At 61.2% G+C, this 17137-nt stretch carries 23 protein-coding genes; all 23 read left to right on the top strand.

What is annotated here, in order from left to right:
- Nucleotides 1–127: 127 nt before the first annotated feature.
- Nucleotides 128–1555, top strand: coding sequence for a tail tape measure protein (locus ACUN0G_RS19440; RefSeq protein WP_445574064.1), 1428 nt, complete (start codon nt 128–130; stop codon nt 1553–1555).
- Nucleotides 1555–1938, top strand: coding sequence for a phage tail protein (locus tag ACUN0G_RS19445; protein WP_177027022.1), 384 nt, complete (start codon nt 1555–1557; stop codon nt 1936–1938). Before ACUN0G_RS19440 ends, ACUN0G_RS19445 begins: the two co-directional genes overlap by 1 nt.
- On the top strand, nt 1931–2143 hold the full coding sequence (locus ACUN0G_RS19450) for a tail protein X (protein ID WP_063027474.1): 213 nt from the start codon (nt 1931–1933) through the stop codon (nt 2141–2143). The genes ACUN0G_RS19445 and ACUN0G_RS19450 overlap by 8 nt, the downstream gene beginning before the upstream one ends.
- A gap of 9 nt (nt 2144–2152) precedes the next feature.
- Nucleotides 2153–3163, top strand: coding sequence for a contractile injection system protein, VgrG/Pvc8 family (locus tag ACUN0G_RS19455; protein ID WP_445574065.1), 1011 nt, complete (start codon nt 2153–2155; stop codon nt 3161–3163).
- Nucleotides 3164–3222: 59 nt separating this feature from the next.
- The gene (locus ACUN0G_RS19460) at nt 3223–3807 is read left to right on the top strand and encodes a phage tail terminator protein (protein ID WP_421524943.1); all 585 of its coding nucleotides are present in this window, start codon (nt 3223–3225) and stop codon (nt 3805–3807) included.
- Complete coding sequence (locus ACUN0G_RS19465; protein WP_010170093.1) at nt 3804–3986, top strand: DUF2635 domain-containing protein; 183 nt, start codon at nt 3804–3806, stop codon at nt 3984–3986. Before ACUN0G_RS19460 ends, ACUN0G_RS19465 begins: the two co-directional genes overlap by 4 nt.
- Nucleotides 3986–5482: a phage tail sheath subtilisin-like domain-containing protein gene (locus tag ACUN0G_RS19470; protein WP_445574066.1), complete on the top strand. Its 1497-nt coding sequence runs from the start codon at nt 3986–3988 to the stop codon at nt 5480–5482. The genes ACUN0G_RS19465 and ACUN0G_RS19470 overlap by 1 nt, the downstream gene beginning before the upstream one ends.
- A gap of 64 nt (nt 5483–5546) precedes the next feature.
- On the top strand, nt 5547–5894 hold the full coding sequence (locus ACUN0G_RS19475) for a phage tail tube protein (protein WP_010170089.1): 348 nt from the start codon (nt 5547–5549) through the stop codon (nt 5892–5894).
- Entirely contained in the window at nt 5891–6187 is a 297-nt protein-coding gene (locus ACUN0G_RS19480) for a phage tail assembly protein (protein ID WP_017480155.1), read from the top strand. The genes ACUN0G_RS19475 and ACUN0G_RS19480 overlap by 4 nt, the downstream gene beginning before the upstream one ends.
- 5 nt (nt 6188–6192) lie before the next feature.
- Entirely contained in the window at nt 6193–6318 is a 126-nt protein-coding gene (locus tag ACUN0G_RS19485; RefSeq protein ID WP_010170085.1) for a hypothetical protein, read from the top strand.
- On the top strand, nt 6318–7934 hold the full coding sequence (locus ACUN0G_RS19490; RefSeq protein ID WP_445574067.1) for a hypothetical protein: 1617 nt from the start codon (nt 6318–6320) through the stop codon (nt 7932–7934). Before ACUN0G_RS19485 ends, ACUN0G_RS19490 begins: the two co-directional genes overlap by 1 nt.
- Nucleotides 7921–9159: a DNA circularization protein gene (locus ACUN0G_RS19495; protein ID WP_445574068.1), complete on the top strand. Its 1239-nt coding sequence runs from the start codon at nt 7921–7923 to the stop codon at nt 9157–9159. The genes ACUN0G_RS19490 and ACUN0G_RS19495 overlap by 14 nt, the downstream gene beginning before the upstream one ends.
- A gap of 3 nt (nt 9160–9162) precedes the next feature.
- A complete protein-coding gene (locus ACUN0G_RS19500; RefSeq protein WP_445574069.1) occupies nt 9163–10200 on the top strand; it encodes a phage baseplate assembly protein in 1038 nt (345 codons plus the stop codon).
- A 16-nt stretch (nt 10201–10216) separates the two neighbouring features.
- Nucleotides 10217–10726, top strand: a complete 510-nt coding sequence (locus ACUN0G_RS19505) for a phage baseplate assembly protein V (protein WP_421524948.1) — start codon at nt 10217–10219, stop codon at nt 10724–10726.
- Nucleotides 10726–11124 (top strand): phage GP46 family protein, encoded by a 399-nt coding sequence (locus ACUN0G_RS19510; RefSeq protein WP_258347592.1) that lies wholly within the window; start codon nt 10726–10728, stop codon nt 11122–11124. Before ACUN0G_RS19505 ends, ACUN0G_RS19510 begins: the two co-directional genes overlap by 1 nt.
- The gene (locus ACUN0G_RS19515) at nt 11114–12154 is read left to right on the top strand and encodes a baseplate J/gp47 family protein (protein WP_445574070.1); all 1041 of its coding nucleotides are present in this window, start codon (nt 11114–11116) and stop codon (nt 12152–12154) included. Before ACUN0G_RS19510 ends, ACUN0G_RS19515 begins: the two co-directional genes overlap by 11 nt.
- A complete protein-coding gene (locus ACUN0G_RS19520) occupies nt 12142–12741 on the top strand; it encodes a YmfQ family protein (RefSeq protein ID WP_404607589.1) in 600 nt (199 codons plus the stop codon). The genes ACUN0G_RS19515 and ACUN0G_RS19520 overlap by 13 nt, the downstream gene beginning before the upstream one ends.
- 11 nt (nt 12742–12752) lie before the next feature.
- Complete coding sequence (locus ACUN0G_RS19525; RefSeq protein ID WP_445574071.1) at nt 12753–13967, top strand: carbohydrate binding domain-containing protein; 1215 nt, start codon at nt 12753–12755, stop codon at nt 13965–13967.
- Between the two features lie 8 nt (nt 13968–13975).
- A complete protein-coding gene (locus ACUN0G_RS19530; RefSeq protein WP_421524951.1) occupies nt 13976–14353 on the top strand; it encodes a phage tail protein in 378 nt (125 codons plus the stop codon).
- 17 nt (nt 14354–14370) lie between these two features.
- Complete coding sequence (locus tag ACUN0G_RS19535; protein WP_445574072.1) at nt 14371–14922, top strand: glycoside hydrolase family 19 protein; 552 nt, start codon at nt 14371–14373, stop codon at nt 14920–14922.
- A complete protein-coding gene (locus ACUN0G_RS19540; protein ID WP_445574073.1) occupies nt 14910–15422 on the top strand; it encodes a lysis system i-spanin subunit Rz in 513 nt (170 codons plus the stop codon). Before ACUN0G_RS19535 ends, ACUN0G_RS19540 begins: the two co-directional genes overlap by 13 nt.
- 71 nt (nt 15423–15493) lie before the next feature.
- Nucleotides 15494–15994, top strand: a complete 501-nt coding sequence (locus ACUN0G_RS19545; protein ID WP_445574074.1) for a CinA family protein — start codon at nt 15494–15496, stop codon at nt 15992–15994.
- Between the two features lie 83 nt (nt 15995–16077).
- On the top strand, nt 16078–17136 hold the full coding sequence (gene recA / locus ACUN0G_RS19550; RefSeq protein ID WP_003208645.1) for a recombinase RecA: 1059 nt from the start codon (nt 16078–16080) through the stop codon (nt 17134–17136).
- Nucleotide 17137 lies beyond the last annotated feature (1 nt).

Here is a 17137-nt window from a genome sequence, read left to right on the forward strand (position 1 = left end):
CCTCGATGTTGTGCCGCTGGTTTACTCGGTAAACGAAGCGGAAATCCTGGACTGGGACGCCGGAAAAGCATTGCGCCGCTACGACATCGCGATCACTCGCCTTGGCATCAAACAGGAGTAGAGCCGGATGCAGATTAACTATGCGCTGGCATTTGCCGGGCAAACGTATGACCGAGGGCTTTCGAGGGACTTGTCACCGGCGGCCGAGGATTTGACCGGGCCTGCCTCCCTGGATGCGGTGCCTGCCGCAATGACGGATCTTAGCCTGGCGCTGGCCAGTGCCAGCCTCGAAATCAACGGCCTGACCCTGGAGCAGGTCCGGCTGCGCGAGACCCTCGAAACGCTCAACAGCACGTTGTTCATTAACGGTAACTCGCTGGAGACCAAGACGGTCGATGTCGCCGCTGGCGCGCCGAAGAGCGAGCAAAAGGACCCAGCAACGGCCCCCGACTCCTGGGTGGACAAGGGCCTCAAGGCCGGGGCCGATATCGGCAAGGATTTGGGTTCGAGCCTGTTGGATACGGTCAAGACCCGAGTGATCGGCAATCTGGTCGATGTGACGTTCGGCAAGATTCCCGGAGTAGGGAAACTGTTCAAGGACGGGGGGCTTGATAAAGACAAGGACAAGGGTGGCGACAAGCAATGTTGCCCTGGCACCACCGGCCCACTTGAAACGGCGGCCGCACAGTTACCCGAAAGCGTTGGAGAGACGGTCCGCAAGAAAGACAAAGCTCGCACCCCCGGGAATTTGAAGAAGCGGCGCGTCAAGCTTCCCAAGCCTGGCCAAACGGTTCCGCGTGAATCGAAGGCAACCGTCGATGGCAAAGCCGCGGATCTCAAACCTCTTCATCTTCCCGCCTCGGCAAATGCCGCGCCCCAGCTCAATGCGATGGGCCAGCCGCTTGTTCCGTTCTCTGCCAAACAGGCCGCCCAGGCGTCGACCAACCTACCTGGTAATTCGTTTGCCTCCTACGCGGCACCGTCGGCAAACCGCCGTGTGGCGCGCGGTGCAGGCAAAGGCCTGGCCGCGAGTTTATCGGGAGCGTTTGCCAGACTGGAATCGGTAGGCACCCGCCGCCTCGGCCCGTTGAAGTACGTCGACACCGCCATGGATGTGGTGCAGGGCGTGCGCAATGGCGACGCAAAAGCGGTCGCCTCCGGCCTCAGCACCGCGGGCGGCGCCTGGGCGGGAGCCTCCGCCGGCGCCGCTATCGGCACCCTGATTTTTCCCGGTGTCGGCACTGCTGTCGGCGGCGCCATCGGTGGTTTGTTGGGCAGCGAGGCGGGAACCTGGCTCGGTGACAAGTTGTTCGGCCCAAGTGATCGTCTGCCATCACCCAACACGGTAAGCAAGGAACTCAGTAGCGCCAGCACCGACAACCTGCAGATCACCATCGCGCCAAGCATTCAGATCAGCGGTGTAAGTCTTGCCGATGCCCAACCCATCATCGATGGCGTGATTCAGGCGCTGCAATACCAAACCTTACCGATACTGACCGACGCCTTGAGCGTGCGGCGTAACGCATCGCTGACTGATTTAAGGGGATATGCCTGATGCGACAGCAAATGGTACTGGGGGATTTTATTTTCGGGTTGTCGCGCGGGTTTGCCTATTCCGGTCTCAACCGCCTCACGGACGGTGGCTGGGCGAATCTGGAGATTATTGCCAGCAAGCCGCAGTCGCGGCAGAAAGGGCAAAACCTGGAAAAGCTCACGTTCACAGGTAAAGCCGCGTACGCCGTGGGCATGCAACGCCTGGACGAGCTGCGCGCCCTGCAGAACGGTCGGGCGCCGCTGCCATTGGTGGACGGTATCGGTCGTAACTGGGGACTGTGGCGCATCACCTCGGTCACGGAAGATCAGTCCTGTGTGATCGATGACGGCACCGCTCTGTTGATCGGCTGGACACTGGTGCTGGAGGAGTTCGTCAATGCGTAGAGTGCGAAGTATTGCCGGTGACTCGGTCAACCTGCTGCTCTACCGCGAGCTTGGCCGCTGCGATGACATGGCTGAAGAAAACCTCTGGCGCTTGAATCCCGACCTTGCCGAGCAGGGCCCGGTCTTGCCGGCGGGTGTTTGGGTAATCGTGCCCGAAGTGGAGTCGCGCCCGGCTGCGGTGCGCCCGGTGTCGGCCTGGGATTAAGGAGGTTTCATGGCAATGGGATTTACCCCGATCGTCGAGTTCTACGGCGCCAACGCGGCCCTGCTCAACGAGCGAATCATGCAGTGGAGCCATACGGATACCACCGGTATTGAATCTGACCAGTTGGAACTCACCCTCAACATCGAAGGCCTGGAAGGCTTGCCGAGCCTGAGCGGGAAGATCGGTTTTCGGGCGGGCTACCTGGAGACGGGGCTGGTGGAAAAGGGCGAGTTTGTGGTTACCCATCTAACGCCGTTCCTGTTTCCCATGCGCCTGGTGGTGGGAGCCACCGCAGCTCCGTTCAGTGTGCAGGATCAAACCGGCTATCGGCAGCGTCGTTCCGCCAGTTACGGGCCAACTACCCTGGGGGCGCTGTTCCGCCAACTGGTGACCCGCCACGGCTTTTCACCCCGTGTTGCGCCGAGTCTGGAGGGTATTTTCATTCCCCATATCGATCAGTCCAATGAAAGCGACATGGCCTTTATCACCCGGCTTGCCGGGAAGTACGGTGGGGTCAGCAAGCCCTTCAACGAGCTGTATGTACTGGCTGACAGCGGGCAGGTCAAAACGCTTTCTGGCCAGATGCTGCCAGAGGTAAAACTCTCCGTGACCCAGAACAACCGCCCCGGGGAGCAGGCATTTATCAGCGCCAAGTTTGAGGAAAAAGCCCGCGCTAAATACGCAGGTTGCCAAACCAGTTGGTGGGATGCCGCGGCAGGCAAGCTGCGGGTGGTTCAGGTCGGGGTTGCCCCGTTTACCGTCCTGCGCCAGCGCTATCAGAGCGAAAATGAAGCCCGGGTGGTGGCGCAGCGCGAGTTGGGCCGGGCCAGCCTTAAAGGACGAACGCTAACCATTGATTGCCCAGGTAACCCGTTGCTGGCGGCCGAAGGTCTTTTGCTCTTGGACGAAACCTGGCCGACGTATATGCAAGGGCGATGGTCGATCAAAACGGTGACGCATACCGGGGTGCCGAAGGCGGGCTATCGCAGCTCGATCGTCGCCAGTGGCTTGACGGTCTAGCCGCGCGCCCTCTAACCAGACCCGCTCCCGAGCGGGTTTTTTATTGCCCGGTGAACCCTATGAAGATCACCCCGTTACTGACCCACCTGCGTGATCACTGCCCCGGTTTCAACCAACAGGTGCACGCTGGCCTCGATCTCGATGCGCTGCAAACCCTGCTCGGTGCTCCCGCTGCGGTCGTTACGCCGATCACTGACGCAGCCACCGCGAACAGTTCGCAAAACACCACCCGGCAAACTATCCGCGAGCATTTTGGCGTGGTGTTGGTACTCGACCTGGTGGACGGCCAACAAGCGCTAGCCATGGACCAACTCCAGGCCCTGCGCGCCGAAGTCTGGCGCGCCCTGGTGGGATTCAAGCCCGAGCGCTTCTACGAGCCCATTCAGTACGAAGGCGGCGACTGGCTGCTGCTGACGAAGACCCGCGGGCTCTACCGGCTGCGATTTTTCGCCGAGTTCCAACTGGGACGCAACCTCAGCACACAGCCAGCGGAAACCTGGCTCGAGCTTGAGCTGGACGCTCTGCCGTCCTTCAACGGGGTGACGGTGCGGGTCGATGCCATCGACCCGGCCGACCCCAATCTGCAACGCCCAGGCCCCGACGGGCGCCTGGAAATGACGTTTTCTGCCGAGGTAAAACCATGAGCAAACGCATCACCGTACTGCCGGTTTCCGGCCGTGCCGTACCTGATCCGGAGGCGGGCGATCTGTTGCCCGCCGAAGGCCGCGAAGTCCCGGACAACGCCTGGTGGCGTCGACGTCTGGCCGATGGCGACATCACAACCAAAGCCGTCAAGGCGGCAAAACCACAGGGAGCCAAATAATGGCGATTGGATTCAGTCATATTCCGGCGGACATTCGTGTACCGCTGTTCTACGCCGAGATGGACAATTCGGCAGCCAATAGTGCGTCGTCCGCCTTGCGCCGATTGATCGTGGCCCAGGTCAACGACAACGTCACCAGCCCGGAAATCGGCAGCCTGGTGCTGGTGTCGAGCGCGGCCATGGCCAAACGTATCGGTGGCCAGGGTTCGATGCTGGCATCGATGTACGAGACGTTCCGCAAGAGTGACCCGGTGGGCGAGATCTGGTGCCTGCCGCTGCACAGTACCGAAGGCAGCGCGGCCAAGGCCGAGCTCAAGCTGACCGGCGCCGCGACCCAAGGTGGCATTCTCAGCCTGTACGTTGGCGGCACCCGCGTTCAAGCGACCGTGATCAATGGCGCGACCGCTGCCGTGGCCGCCACCGCCCTGGCGCTGAAAATCAACGCCAGCGCCGACCTGCCGGTCAGTGCGGTGGCCGCCGATGGCACGGTCACCCTGACCGCCAAATGGACCGGTGAGAGTGGCAACGACATCAGCCTGCAGCTCAACCGCCTGGGCCAGAGCAACGGTGAACAAATCCCCGATGGCCTGACCGCCGTGCTCGGCAAAATGGCCGCGGGTGCCGGTGTACCTGACCAACTCGCGGCGCTGGCTGCGCTGGGCGATGAGCCGTTCGAGTTCATCTGCGTGCCCTGGGCCGACACCACCAGCCTCAACGCCTGGCAAGCGGTGATGGATGACAGCAGCGGACGCTGGTCCTGGGCCAAGCAACTGTTCGGTCACGTCTACACCGCCAAGCGCGGCACCATCGGTACCCTGGTGGCTGCCGGGCAAGGGCGTAACGACCAGCACGTGACCATCCAGGCCATGGAGCCGGGCGTACCACAACCGTTCTGGGTCCAGGCAGCCGCCTTGGCCGCACGCACGGCGGTGTTTATCTCCGCCGATGCCAGCCGTCCGACCCAAAGCGGCAGCCTGCCAGGCCTCGACCCGGCGGACGCCAGCGAGCGCTTCACGCTGACCGAGCGCCAATCGCTGCTCAACTACGGCATCGCCACCGCTTACTACGAAGGCGGTTACGTGCGCATTCAGCGGGCGATCACCACCTACCAGAAGAACGCTTTCGGCCAGGCGGACAACTCCTACCTGGACAGCGAAACCCTGCACCAGTCGGCCTTTATCGTGCGCCGTCTGCAAAGCGTGATCACCAGCAAGTACGGGCGCCACAAGCTCGCCGCTGACGGCACGCGTTTTGGCGCCGGCCAGCCGATCGTCACCCCGAGCACTATCCGCGGTGAGCTGATCGCCCAGTACGCCAAGCTGGAACTGGAAGGCCATGTGGAGAACGCCGAGCTGTTCGCCGAGCACCTGATCGTCGAGCGCGACAGCCAGGACCCGAGCCGGGTCAACGTGCTGTTCCCGCCGGATTACGTCAACGGGCTGCGGGTGTTTGCGCTGCTCAACCAGTTCCGTTTGCAGTACGACGCGGCGGTGTAAGCCCCGCGCTTTTCGCAACTGATTCCAGCCCGCCGAGTGCGGGCTTATTTTTGGGAGAAACATCATGGGTCAACTGATTGCGGGCACCTGCTACGTCAAAGTGGACGGCGCTCAACTGACCATCAACGGCGGCTGCGAAGCACCGTTGATGGCCGTCAAGCGGGAAACCGTGGTGCCGGGTTTCTACAAGGAAACCGACATCACCCCGTCCTTCAAGGTTACCGCGCTGCACACGCCGGATTTTCCATTGAAGCAACTGATCGCCGGCACCGACATGACCGTCACCTGCGAATTCAACAACGGCAAGGTCTACGTGCTGGCCGGTGCCTACCTGGTGGAAGAGCCCGTGGCCAAGGGCGACGACGCCGTGATCGAGCTGAAATTCGAAGGCATCAAGGGGACCTGGCAATGACCGATACGGTGAAGCTGCAAGTGGCCATCGAGGCCCACGGCGAGCCACTGACCGAACTCACCCTGCGCCGCCCGACGGTGCAGGAGGTACGGGCGATCAAGGCGCTGCCGTACAAGATCGACAAGGGTGAAGACGTGAGTCTCGACCTCGACGTGGCCGCCAAGTACATCGCGGTGTGCGCGGGCATTCCGCCGTCGTCGGTCAACCAGCTCGACCTGGTGGACTTCAACGCGCTGAGCTGGGCCGTCGCCGGTTTTTTCATGAGTGCGGCGCAGGCTCCGTCGCCGAGCTGATTGCGGTGGCCTATGACCTGGCCTGGTTCTGGAAGGTTGACCCCGAACAGATGCTGGCCAGGCCTTTGGATACGCTCCGGGAATCCCTGGAGCATGCGCAACGGATCAATGCGATGCAGCAGGTGCAGTGATGGCAGAAGCTCAGAAAGTAGAAAGTACCGCCGTGCGCCTGACCGGGATCGACCAGCTGTCGCCCAAGCTCGCTGCGCTGCAGGCCACGGTCGGGCGCTTCAGGCAGAACCTGGAACAAACGGGCCTCGGCAAGCTGGATATCGCCGGTTTGGTGAAGGGCGGCGGGCTGGCGGCACCGTTTGTCAGCGGCATTAAATCGGCTTTGGCGTTCAAGGCTGAGGTCGGCGAAGTGAATGCCGCCGTGGGGCAGGGCGTTACCGAAACCGCAGCGCAGGGCCTGAAGGATTTCAACGCCTCGTTGGACAAGGTATCAGTGGCTTTCGGTACCGCGCTGTTGCCAGCCGTCACGGCAGTGGTGGTCGGGCTGGAGCCGTTGCTGACCTCGGTGGCCCAAGTGCTTACCGAGAATCCGCAACTGGTGCAGGGCCTCGCAGCGGGTGCGGTGGCGTTTACCGCCATTCAAGCGGCTGTCACCGGCGTGTCCCAGGCGCTGGGGCTGATGCAACTGGTGCTCAGCGCCAACCCGATAGTGTTGGTGGCCGTGGGCATTGCCGTGGCGGCGGGATTGATCGTCGCCAACTGGAAGCCCATTTCGGCGTTTTTTGTCGGGCTCGGCGAGCGAGTGATGGCGGCGATAGGAACGATGGGCGAGTTTTTTCAGACGGTCTTTGCGTTTCGTCCGCTGGAACAAGTAATGCGCCTGTGGGGGCCGATCACAGGTTTTTTTGCAGGGTTGTGGACGTCGCTGAAGGTGATGGCGCAGCCCTTGGTCGGCTTTTTCACCACACTGTTTTCCTGGTCGCCAATGGGGTTGATCGTCAACAACTGGACGCCGTTGAGCGGCTTTTTTGCGGCCCTCTGGGACTTGCTCAAAGCACTGAGCGTGCCAGTGGTCGAGTTCATGAAAAGCCTGTTCAGTTGGTCACCCCAAGGGCAAATCATTGCCAACTGGGGTGTGATCAGTGAGATGTTTGCGGCGATCTGGAGTGACTTCAAACTCACCGCGCTGGCGGCTTTTACCATCGTCAGCAGTTACTTCGATTGGTCGCCCCTGGACAAGATCTCTGCCGTCTGGGGTAGCGTCAGCGGAGCATTTGCCTCGATCTGGAGCGATCTCAAGTTGCAGGCCCAGGACGCCTTTGTGGTGCTGAGTGGCCTGTTCGACGACTGGCATCCGATGGAGCAACTTGAAGCCATGTGGGCACCGGTGCTGAGTTGGTTCACGGCGCTGTCGGAGAAGCTTGCGGTGATCACCGCGCCGATTCGCAAGCTGTTCAACGGTGGGCTGGGTGAAGTGATCAACCAGGCGACCGGCAGTGTGCTGGAGTTGACCACCGAGCAACAGGAACGCAATGCCGAAAGCGCGCGTAACCCATCCTGGTTCCGCAAGGGGCCTGGCTTGGTATCACCCCTGGCGTCCAGCTCCAGTTCGCTGCTGCAACAAACCGCGGCCAACAACCGCACGCAGCTCAACGGCGACTTGCGGGTGAGCTTCGACAATGCACCGGCCGGCCTGCGGGTCGACCAGCCCAGAACCAACCAGCCCGGCCTGAGTGTCACCCCACGTGTCGGCTACCGTTCCTTGTCCCTTGGAGGCTCCAATGAGCTGGCGTGATCGTTTGTTGCCGGCGTCGTTTCGTGGCGTCAGTTTTTGGGTTGACCAGGCGAAAGTCCCGGTCGGCAAGAAGGGCCAGTTGCACGAATACCCTCAGCGCGACCTGCCGTTTTTTGAAGGACTGGGCCAACAGTCCCGGGTGCATGAGCTGACGGCATTTGTCGTGGGCGAGGACTGCCTGGAGCAACGCGACAAGTTGCTCAAGGCCCTGGAGGAGGGCGCTGGCGAGCTGGTGCACCCTTGGCTTGGACGGTTGCAGGTCAAGGTCGGCGAATGCGAGATGACCCAGACTCGCCAGGACGGCGGGCTGGTGACCTTTGCCCTGAAGTTCTATCCCGACGAACCCTTGAAGTTTCCCACTACGGCGGTCAATACCCGCCAGCTGTTGCTGGTGTCGGCCGACAGTTTGCTGGGGTCGGCGGTGCTGCGTTTTGAGCAGGCCGTCGCACTGGTGAAGCTGGCACGGGTGGGGATCCAGGCGTTGCGCAATGGCCTGGCTGAGGTTTACCAGGTGATTGAACAGCAGTTTGCCCCGCTGATTCAGTTGTATGGCGACCTGAACGCACTGGTCAAAGCCATCAAGGAAGTACCCAAGGAATTGAGCGCCGAATTCAAGGGCTTGCTCGGCGATGTGAAGGAGCTGAAGGCGTTTGCCCGCAGCGGCTATCGCGGCATGCTGGCCAACCTCTCGCAGCAGGTGGAAGCGGCTCGCACTATCGACGTGCCGAAGCTGACCACCGGCAAAGACAGCATGGCCGCCGTGCAGGCCACCGCCAATCTGGTACAGGACGCGTTGTGGGTGAAGATCGCCCAGTGGCTGGCGGACGTACCGGTGGCGACCAAAGCGGTGACCCTCAGTACCACGCCGTCCCTGGCGCAACAGGCGGCACAGCCGGTGCAGCGCCGCGAAGTGCCGGTGGCCGACGATGTGCTGGTGCTGCGTGACCTTCTGAACGAAGCCATGTGGCAAGCCGCATTGAAGGCCGACGCCGGGCACTACGTTGCGCTGAACGACTTGCGCCAACAGATGTTCACGCATCTGACCGCGGTGGCTTCGTCCGGTGTGCGACTGGTCAACCTGACGCCAATGCGCAGCATGCCCGCCTTGCTGTTGGCGTATCAGCGCTTCGGGGACGCGACGCGAGTGGGCGAGGTGGTGCAGCGCAATCGGGTGGCCCATCCGGGCTTCCTGCCACCAGCGGATCTGCAAGTGGTCAGGGAGTAACCCATGAACGAGTTGGACAATGCCGTCACCCTGACCGTGGACGGCCTAGATTATGGCGGCTGGAAAAGCGTGGAAATCAGCGCCGACCTGGAGCGTCAATTTCGCACCTTCACCCTCAACATCACCTGGCAATGGCCCGGGCAAACCCTGGCGGTGCCGATCAAGCCTGGAGTCCGTTGCCAGGTGCGCATCGGTTGCGATCTGGTGCTCACCGGCTTTGTGTTCAAGGCGCCCATCAGTTACGACGGCCAGCAGATCAGCCTGAGTATTCAAGGCGGTTCGGTGACGCAGGACCTGGTGGACTGTGCAGCGATAAACCAGCCCGGCCAGTGGCGCGGGCAAAGTGTGTTGAGCATCGTCCGCGCGCTGACGGCCTCCTATGGCGTCGAGGTGCACAGCGAGATTGCCGAGACCACACGTTTGCAGACCCACAGCATCGTGCCCGGGGAGACGGTATTCCAATCCATCGACCGCTTGCTGACGCTGTATCGGGTGTTCTCCACCGACGATGCGGACGGACGCCTGGTGCTGGCATTGCCGGGGAGTGCAGGGCGTGCGAATGACAGCCTGGAACTGGGCAAGAACATCCTTTCGGCTAACGCGCCGATGGACTTTGGCTCGGTGTTTTCCGAGTACCGCGTCATCGGCCAGCACAAGGGCGATGATCAGAAAAGTGCAGCGGCGGTCAGTGAGGTTTCAGGGATTTCCCGGGATGAAAACGCCGCGCGAAAACGCGTCACGGTGATCAGCGAACCGACGCAGTTGACCCCTGAGCTGGCCCAGCAACGCGCCGATTGGGAACGCGCCACCCGTACCGGAAAAGCCCTGACCACCACCTACACCGTGCAAGGCTGGCGGCAGTCCAACGGCGATTTGTGGCGCCACAACCTGTTGGTACGGGTGGTCGATCCGGTGCTGGGCTTTGACCAGGACATGCTGATCTCCAGGATTACTTATTCGCTCTCCGACCAAGGTTCGATCACTACGCTACAGGTGGCGCCGCCGTCCACCTTTGATGCCAATCCGTTGCCATCCGCTTAACCATCAAGGAATTTCCATGAGCCTACTGACTCGCCTGCTGGCGCGCGGCACTGTCGTGCTCGCCCACTCGGCCACCAAGCTGCAATCACTGCAAATGCGCCTGACCGCAGGCGAAGTGAACGACGACATGGAGCACTTCGAACCCTACGGTTTCACCAGCAATCCGCTGGCGGGTGCTGAAGGCATCGCCACGTTCCTGGGCGGGGACCGCTCCCACGCCATCGTGCTGGTGGTGGCCGACCGTCGCTATCGCTTGCAGTCCCTGGCGCCGGGTGAAGTGGCGATCTACACCGACGAAGGCGACAAGGTTCACTTCAAGCGCGGGCGGGTGATCGACATTGAAACCGGCACCCTGAATATCCGCGCCAGCCACGCTGTGAACATCGATACGCCGACCCTGACCCAGAGCGGCAAGATCATCTCCCAGGGCGACCAGATTGCCGGCGGCATCAGCCAGATCCGGCACGTGCATGTGGGCGTACAGCCCGGCAGCGGCCAGACCGGCGCGCCGGCGGGAGGCCAGTGATGTTTGTCTCCGACAACCTGAAAAATGCCCTGACCCGCTCGGTGCTGATCAGCCTGTTCACCTGGCGCCGTGCCGCGCCGGATGACCCCGTTGACGATGACGAGCGCTTCGGCTGGTGGGGCGACAGTTTCCCCAGCGTGGCCGACGACCGTATCGGCTCAAGGCTGTGGTTGCTGCGCCGAGTCAAGCTGACCCGCCAGACGCAACTGGACGCCGAATTCTATGCCCGCGAAGCCTTGCAATGGCTGATCGACGACGGGCATTGCAGCGCCATCGAAGTCCTCAGTGAACGCCTTGACGCCCAGCGGCTCAACCTGCGCACGCAGCTGACTCTGGCCGATGGCGAGCGCCTGGACATCAACCCTGATAACAGTTGGCAGGTGATCTATGCCGTTTGAAACCCCTTCGCTGCCGGTGCTGATCAAACGCACCCAAAGCGACCTGGCCAGCGATTCGCTGCGCCAGTCCGATGCCCAGGTCCTGGCGCGCACACTCAGTGGTGCGGCGTTCGGCCTGTACGGTTATCTCGATTGGATCGCTGAGCAGATCCTGCCGGATACCGCGGATGAATCCACCCTGGAGCGCATCGCCGCGCTGCGGTTGAACCAGGCGCGCAAGGCGGCGGTGGCCGCCAGTGGCAGTGTGAGTTTTACCGCGGCGACGGGTGCGGTGCTGGATGTGGATACGGTGCTGCAAAGCAGTGATGGGCGCAGCTTCAAGGTCACCGCTGCCGGCACGACCCATGCGGGCCTCAACACTGCCACCGTGCAGGCGATTGACGCCGGCACCCTGGGCAACGCTGATGCCGGGCTGAGCCTGATCGCGGTCCAGCCGCTGCAAGGTATTGGTTCGACCTTTACCGTGCTGGCGCCGGGGCTGACCGGCGGTGTGGCGCGAGAAACCCTGGAGTCGCTGCGGGCGCGGGTGATTCGTTCCTATCGCGTTATCCCCCAGGGCGGTTCGGCACAGGATTACGAGACCTGGTCCCTCGAAGTGCCCGGCATTACTCGCGCGTGGTGTCGCGGCAATTACCTGGGGCCGGGGACGGTGGGAGTGTTTGTGATGCGTGACGACGACCCGCAGCCGATCCCCAATGCCGCGCAGCTGGCGCAGGTTCAAGCCCATATCGAGCCGCTGCGGCCAGTCACCGCTGATGTGTATGTGTTGGCGCCAGTGATGAAACCGGTGGCTTATCAACTGCGGCTGACCCCCGACACCAGCGCCGTGCGCGCGGCTGTCGAGGCCCAACTGCGTGACCTGCACAACCGCGAAGCCGGCTTGGGCGACACCTTGTTGCTGACCCATATCGCCGAAGCCATCAGCACTGCGACCGGCGAGACCGATCACACCCTCACAAACCCGTTGGCGGACGTTACAGCGGCGACGAATCAGTTACTGGTGTTCGGAGGTATCACATGGCTGGAGTGAGAACCGCTGGTCAGTATCAGGAACAACTGATCGCCTTGTTGCCCAGCGGGCCAGCCTGGGATCTGGAAACCGTGCCGCAGTTGGAGACGGTGCTCAAAGGCATCGCCGAAGAACTCACGCGCATCGACGCCCGGGCCTGCGACCTGCAAAACGAAATGGACCCGGCGACCGTCAGCGAACTGGTGCCGGAGTGGGAAAGGGTGATGCAACTGCCCGATCCCTGCCTGGGCTTGAGCCCGCTGTACGACGACCGTCGCCTGGCGGTGCGTCGGCGCCTGTTGGCGGTGGGCAGCCAGCGCGCCGCGTACTACATCGAAATCGCCCGCAGCCAGGGTTATCCCGACGCCAGTGTCACAGAGCACCGCGCACCGCGCATGGGCCGCTCACGGTTTGGCGCCGCGCATTTTGGCACCTGGCAGGCGCACTTCATGTGGACGCTCAACACCGGCGGCCGCCAGCACCTGGGGCGGCGGTTTGGGGCGAGTTATTGGGGAGAGCGGTTTGGCGTCAATCCGGGGAACGCCCTGGAGTGCCTGATTCATCGCAGCGCACCTGCTCATACGCAGGTGTACATCAATTATGACTAGAGGGTAGAAGCGTGGATTATCCAAAGAGTGTGCCCAGCGTTGGGCTGGTGAATGGCAAGTTTGTGGATGAGAACCCGGTGACCGGGACGCCAGGGAGTTTGATTCCGGCGGCTTGGGGGAATGGGGTTACGCAGGAGATCGTTAACGCAATTACTGCGGCCGGTTTAGTGCCGAACGAGTCTCAAAACAACCAGCTGGCGTTGGCGATTAAAGAGTTGGCAAAGCTGGACCCGCAGCAAAATTTTCCGGTTCAGGTTTATCGCAAGAATCTGGTTATCAATGGCGGTTTTGATATTTGGCAGCGCGGTGTGGTCAATGTTGGGCCCAGTGTAGGCGGGTTTCTTGCCGATCGATTTCGCTGTGATTGGGACGGTGCTGCCGGGGTGAACATCTCTCGGCAGAACTTTGCACCTGGTCAGACTGATGTACCCAACGAGCCGCGGTTTTTCTTGCGCTGGCAGCAAGTGGTAGCCGGTTCGGGCGCAACCACTCATAAGATTTCTCAAAAAATCGAGTCGGTAAGAACGCTGGCTGGAAAAGTGGCGACGGTTTCGTTTTGGGTCCGTGGTGATGCGCCGCGTCGTGTGACTTTTTCGATTACGCAGTACTTCGGCAATGGTGGATCTCTCCCGGCCACTACGCTGGTTAACTCGTTTCAGGTGACGAATGGCTGGACGAGGTGCCAGGCGACATTTCAGGTTCCGTCCATTGCTGGCAAGACGCTGGGCGCTGGAGACAGCGACTGCCTGCGGATTGAGTTGGATCTTGCGCTGAATTCACTGCAAACGATCGACTTGGCTCAAGTGCAGTTGGAAGAAGGACCTGTAGCCACTCTCTTTGAGCGAAGAACCAACGGTGAAGAGTTGAGCCTTTGTCAGCGCTACTACGAGAAGACCTTTAGTCAAGATGTTGTACCTGGTGACGCGGCCGGATCTACGGCGGGTTCGCTGATTTCAATCGTTATGCAAGGGCAGGTGGCTTCTTCGGGCCAGCCGGCGACTCAGTGGTCTTTCAAGGTCGAGAAACGTGCGATTCCCAGCACAACGCTCTACCGCGCGCTTGGCACTGGAGCTCCCGGCCAATGGCGATCTGGCAGTGACCTGGTGTCATCCGGCAATGCGCGAACCTACACCGCATCAACCCGGTCCGTCTGGGTGGATAACTCGGATGTCGGTTTGGCCACACAGTCCTATTACATCCACGCAGCGGCTGATGCCGAACTTTAGGAGGGTTTATGAGCTATCAGTTGACACATGATCCAGACACCGTTTTACGCTTGGTCGATAGAGCAACGGTTCCGCGTTCTCACCGTTTCTGGGCCGAATATGAGCAATGGCTGGAGGAGGGCGGAATTCCCGTACCTCAAGACGGGCCGGTTATGCAGAGTCTGGAACGTGATTGGCGGAACTCTCAGATTGAGAGCATCAAATGGCTACGCGAACGCCATCGAGATGAAGCAGATATGGCAGCAAACACGACGCTGAGTAGCGCGCAGTTTTTCGAGTTGCTTACGTATTTGCAACAACTTCGAGATTGGCCCCAGGCTGTGGAGTTTCCGGCAATGGACCAGCGTCCAAAGGCTCCAGGCTGGATTTCACAGCAGGTGGAGTAATGCTTGACGGAGTTTTTATGCAAATTTCGCAGCTTCAGGCAATCTTGCCCGGCGCCGGCCTTAGAGCCGGCGTTTTTATATCTGCTTTAAACGCTGCCATGGCCCACTACCAGATCACCACCCCCAAACGCATCGCCGCCTTCCTCGCCCAAATCGGCCACGAATCCGGCGAACTGCGCTACGTACGTGAACTGGGCAGTGATCAATACCTGAGCAAATACGACACCGGCACCCTGGCCGCTCGCCTGGGCAACACCCCCGAAGCCGATGGCGATGGCCAGAAGTATCGCGGGCGTGGCCTGATCCAGATCACTGGCCGGCGCAACTACCTGGCATGCAGCCAGGCGTTGTTCGGCGATGAGCGTTTATTGCAGCAACCAGAGTTGCTGGAGCAGCCGCAATGGGCCTGCGAATCCGCCGCGTGGTTCTGGCAGAGCAATGGCTTGAACGAACTGGCTGACAAGGACCAGTTCACCACCATCACCCGGCGTATCAATGGCGGCCTCAACGGTCTGGAGAACCGTATGCAGGTGTGGGCCCGGGCGAAGGCGGTTTTATGGGCTTCCTGACGTCATATCGCCTGCTTGGCTTTTTGCTGTTGTTGGCGGTCTCGGCGGGGGTTGCCTGGCAGGTACAGGCCTGGCGGTATGGCACACAACTTGAGCGCCTGGAGGCTCTTCACGCTGAAGCGCTGAGCCAACAAAGCCTGTCGGCTCAGCGTCAACAACAGTTGGAACAGGACAAACGGCTGGCACTGGAGCAACAACTCAGCGCCAGCGACCAACAACACACCCGGGAGCTTTCCGATGCACAGCACGATCAGGCTCACCTGCGGGATCGCCTGGCCACTGCTGATGTGCGGTTGTCAGTCCTTCTCGACGCCAGCGACTCAGCCAGCGGCTGCCCAATGCCAGCCACCGCCACCCCCGGCAGCGTGGTTCATGGCGCCCCGCGAGCCCGACTTGACCCGGCGCATGCTCAACGAATTATCGCCATCACCGACGACGGCGATAACGCAATGATTGCCTTGCGCGCCTGCCAGGCGTATGTCCGGGCCGTCGCGCGTTAGTCTCTTGTAACTTGCATGGCCCATGGGCTCCTGTAGGGTAGGCAAACGCCCGTCCACTCCAGGAGATGACCGTGAAGGAAATTACTCAACTCGCCGCTGAACTTGGTCGACGCTTGCAGGTTCTCAATGCCCACGTCACAACGGCCGAGTCGTGCACCGGCGGTGGCATCGCCGAGGCGATCACGCGGATTCCCGGGAGTTCGGCCTGGTTCGAGGCGGGCTATGTCACGTATTCCAATCGCCAGAAGACCCGGGAGTTGAATGTGTCGGAAGCGCTGTTCCCCAAAGTCGGGGCTGTCAGCCGCGAAGTGGTGGAGGCGATGGTCCGGGGTGCCCAGGAGAAAAGCCTGGCGCGTTTTGCCGTAGCGGTCAGCGGTGTGGCGGGCCCCGATGGCGGTTCGCCGGACAAACCGGTGGGCACCGTATGGCTGGCCTGGGGCGTGGGCGATGAGGTCACCACCGAGCTCGAACACTTCCCCGGCAACCGCGACGAGGTCCGCCGACAAACGGTAAAGGCCGCGCTAGAGGGCTTGTTGCGACGAGCTGCAGCAGAAATAGAAAAACAGGGGTAGGCGATCACGGATCTTTGTGGAACAATACTGTCTACTTATACAGGTGTTGGCCGCCAGGCCTTATTGATTACGTGAGGACTTTAATGGACGACAACAAGAAGAAAGCCTTGGCTGCGGCCCTGGGTCAGATCGAACGTCAATTCGGCAAGGGTGCCGTAATGCGTATGGGCGATCACGACCGTCAGGCGATCCCGGCTATCTCTACTGGCTCTCTGGGTCTGGATATCGCGCTCGGCATTGGCGGCCTGCCAAAAGGCCGTATCGTTGAAATCTACGGTCCTGAATCTTCCGGTAAAACCACCCTGACCCTGTCGGTGATTGCCCAGGCACAAAAGATGGGCGCCACTTGTGCGTTCGTCGATGCCGAGCACGCCCTGGATCCAGAATACGCCGGCAAACTGGGCGTCAACGTTGACGACCTGCTGGTTTCGCAACCGGACACCGGTGAGCAAGCGCTGGAAATCACCGACATGCTGGTGCGCTCCAACGCCATCGACGTGATCGTGGTCGACTCCGTGGCAGCCCTGGTTCCGAAGGCTGAGATCGAAGGCGAAATGGGTGACATGCACGTGGGCCTGCAAGCCCGCCTGATGTCCCAGGCCCTGCGTAAAATCACCGGTAACATCAAGAACGCCAACTGCCTGGTGATCTTCATCAACCAGATCCGGATGAAGATCGGCGTGATGTTCGGCAGCCCGGAAACCACCACCGGTGGTAACGCGCTGAAGTTCTACGCTTCGGTCCGTCTGGACATCCGCCGTACTGGCGCGGTGAAGGAAGGTGACGAGGTTGTCGGTAGCGAAACCCGCGTTAAAGTCGTGAAGAACAAGGTAGCTCCGCCGTTCCGTCAGGCCGAGTTCCAGATTCTCTACGGCAAGGGTATCTACCTGAACGGCGAGATGATCGACCTGGGCGTGCTGCACGGCTTCGTTGAGAAGTCCGGTGCCTGGTATGCCTACAACGGCAGCAAGATCGGCCAGGGCAAGGCCAACTCGGCCAAGTTCCTTGCGGATAACCCGGATGTTGCCGCTACGCTCGAGAAGCAGATCCGCGACAAGCTGTTGACCCCGGCACCTGACGTCAAGGCCGCCGCCAACCGCGAGCCGGTTGAAGAAGTAGAAGAAGTCGACACTGACATCTGAA

The organism is Pseudomonas sp. 32A (assembly GCF_052682255.1).

Excerpts from the sequence above, each read along its gene's own strand:
- ACUN0G_RS19480 (WP_017480155.1), top strand. The coding sequence starts at position 5,891 with ATGACCGATACGGTGAAGCTGCAAGTGGCCATCGAGGCCCACGGCGAG.
- ACUN0G_RS19465 (WP_010170093.1), top strand. The coding sequence starts at position 3,804 with ATGAGCAAACGCATCACCGTACTGCCGGTTTCCGGCCGTGCCGTACCT.
- ACUN0G_RS19455 (WP_445574065.1), top strand. The coding sequence starts at position 2,153 with ATGGCAATGGGATTTACCCCGATCGTCGAGTTCTACGGCGCCAACGCG.
- ACUN0G_RS19445 (WP_177027022.1), top strand. The coding sequence starts at position 1,555 with ATGCGACAGCAAATGGTACTGGGGGATTTTATTTTCGGGTTGTCGCGC.
- recA (WP_003208645.1), top strand. The coding sequence starts at position 16,078 with ATGGACGACAACAAGAAGAAAGCCTTGGCTGCGGCCCTGGGTCAGATC.
- ACUN0G_RS19535 (WP_445574072.1), top strand. The coding sequence starts at position 14,371 with ATGCAAATTTCGCAGCTTCAGGCAATCTTGCCCGGCGCCGGCCTTAGA.
- ACUN0G_RS19475 (WP_010170089.1), top strand. The coding sequence starts at position 5,547 with ATGGGTCAACTGATTGCGGGCACCTGCTACGTCAAAGTGGACGGCGCT.
- ACUN0G_RS19495 (WP_445574068.1), top strand. The coding sequence starts at position 7,921 with ATGAGCTGGCGTGATCGTTTGTTGCCGGCGTCGTTTCGTGGCGTCAGT.
- ACUN0G_RS19520 (WP_404607589.1), top strand. The coding sequence starts at position 12,142 with ATGGCTGGAGTGAGAACCGCTGGTCAGTATCAGGAACAACTGATCGCC.
- ACUN0G_RS19530 (WP_421524951.1), top strand. The coding sequence starts at position 13,976 with ATGAGCTATCAGTTGACACATGATCCAGACACCGTTTTACGCTTGGTC.
- ACUN0G_RS19505 (WP_421524948.1), top strand. The coding sequence starts at position 10,217 with ATGAGCCTACTGACTCGCCTGCTGGCGCGCGGCACTGTCGTGCTCGCC.
- ACUN0G_RS19490 (WP_445574067.1), top strand. The coding sequence starts at position 6,318 with ATGGCAGAAGCTCAGAAAGTAGAAAGTACCGCCGTGCGCCTGACCGGG.
- ACUN0G_RS19460 (WP_421524943.1), top strand. The coding sequence starts at position 3,223 with ATGAAGATCACCCCGTTACTGACCCACCTGCGTGATCACTGCCCCGGT.
- ACUN0G_RS19450 (WP_063027474.1), top strand. The coding sequence starts at position 1,931 with ATGCGTAGAGTGCGAAGTATTGCCGGTGACTCGGTCAACCTGCTGCTC.
- ACUN0G_RS19470 (WP_445574066.1), top strand. The coding sequence starts at position 3,986 with ATGGCGATTGGATTCAGTCATATTCCGGCGGACATTCGTGTACCGCTG.
- ACUN0G_RS19510 (WP_258347592.1), top strand. The coding sequence starts at position 10,726 with ATGTTTGTCTCCGACAACCTGAAAAATGCCCTGACCCGCTCGGTGCTG.
- ACUN0G_RS19440 (WP_445574064.1), top strand. The coding sequence starts at position 128 with ATGCAGATTAACTATGCGCTGGCATTTGCCGGGCAAACGTATGACCGA.
- ACUN0G_RS19515 (WP_445574070.1), top strand. The coding sequence starts at position 11,114 with ATGCCGTTTGAAACCCCTTCGCTGCCGGTGCTGATCAAACGCACCCAA.
- ACUN0G_RS19500 (WP_445574069.1), top strand. The coding sequence starts at position 9,163 with ATGAACGAGTTGGACAATGCCGTCACCCTGACCGTGGACGGCCTAGAT.
- ACUN0G_RS19540 (WP_445574073.1), top strand. The coding sequence starts at position 14,910 with ATGGGCTTCCTGACGTCATATCGCCTGCTTGGCTTTTTGCTGTTGTTG.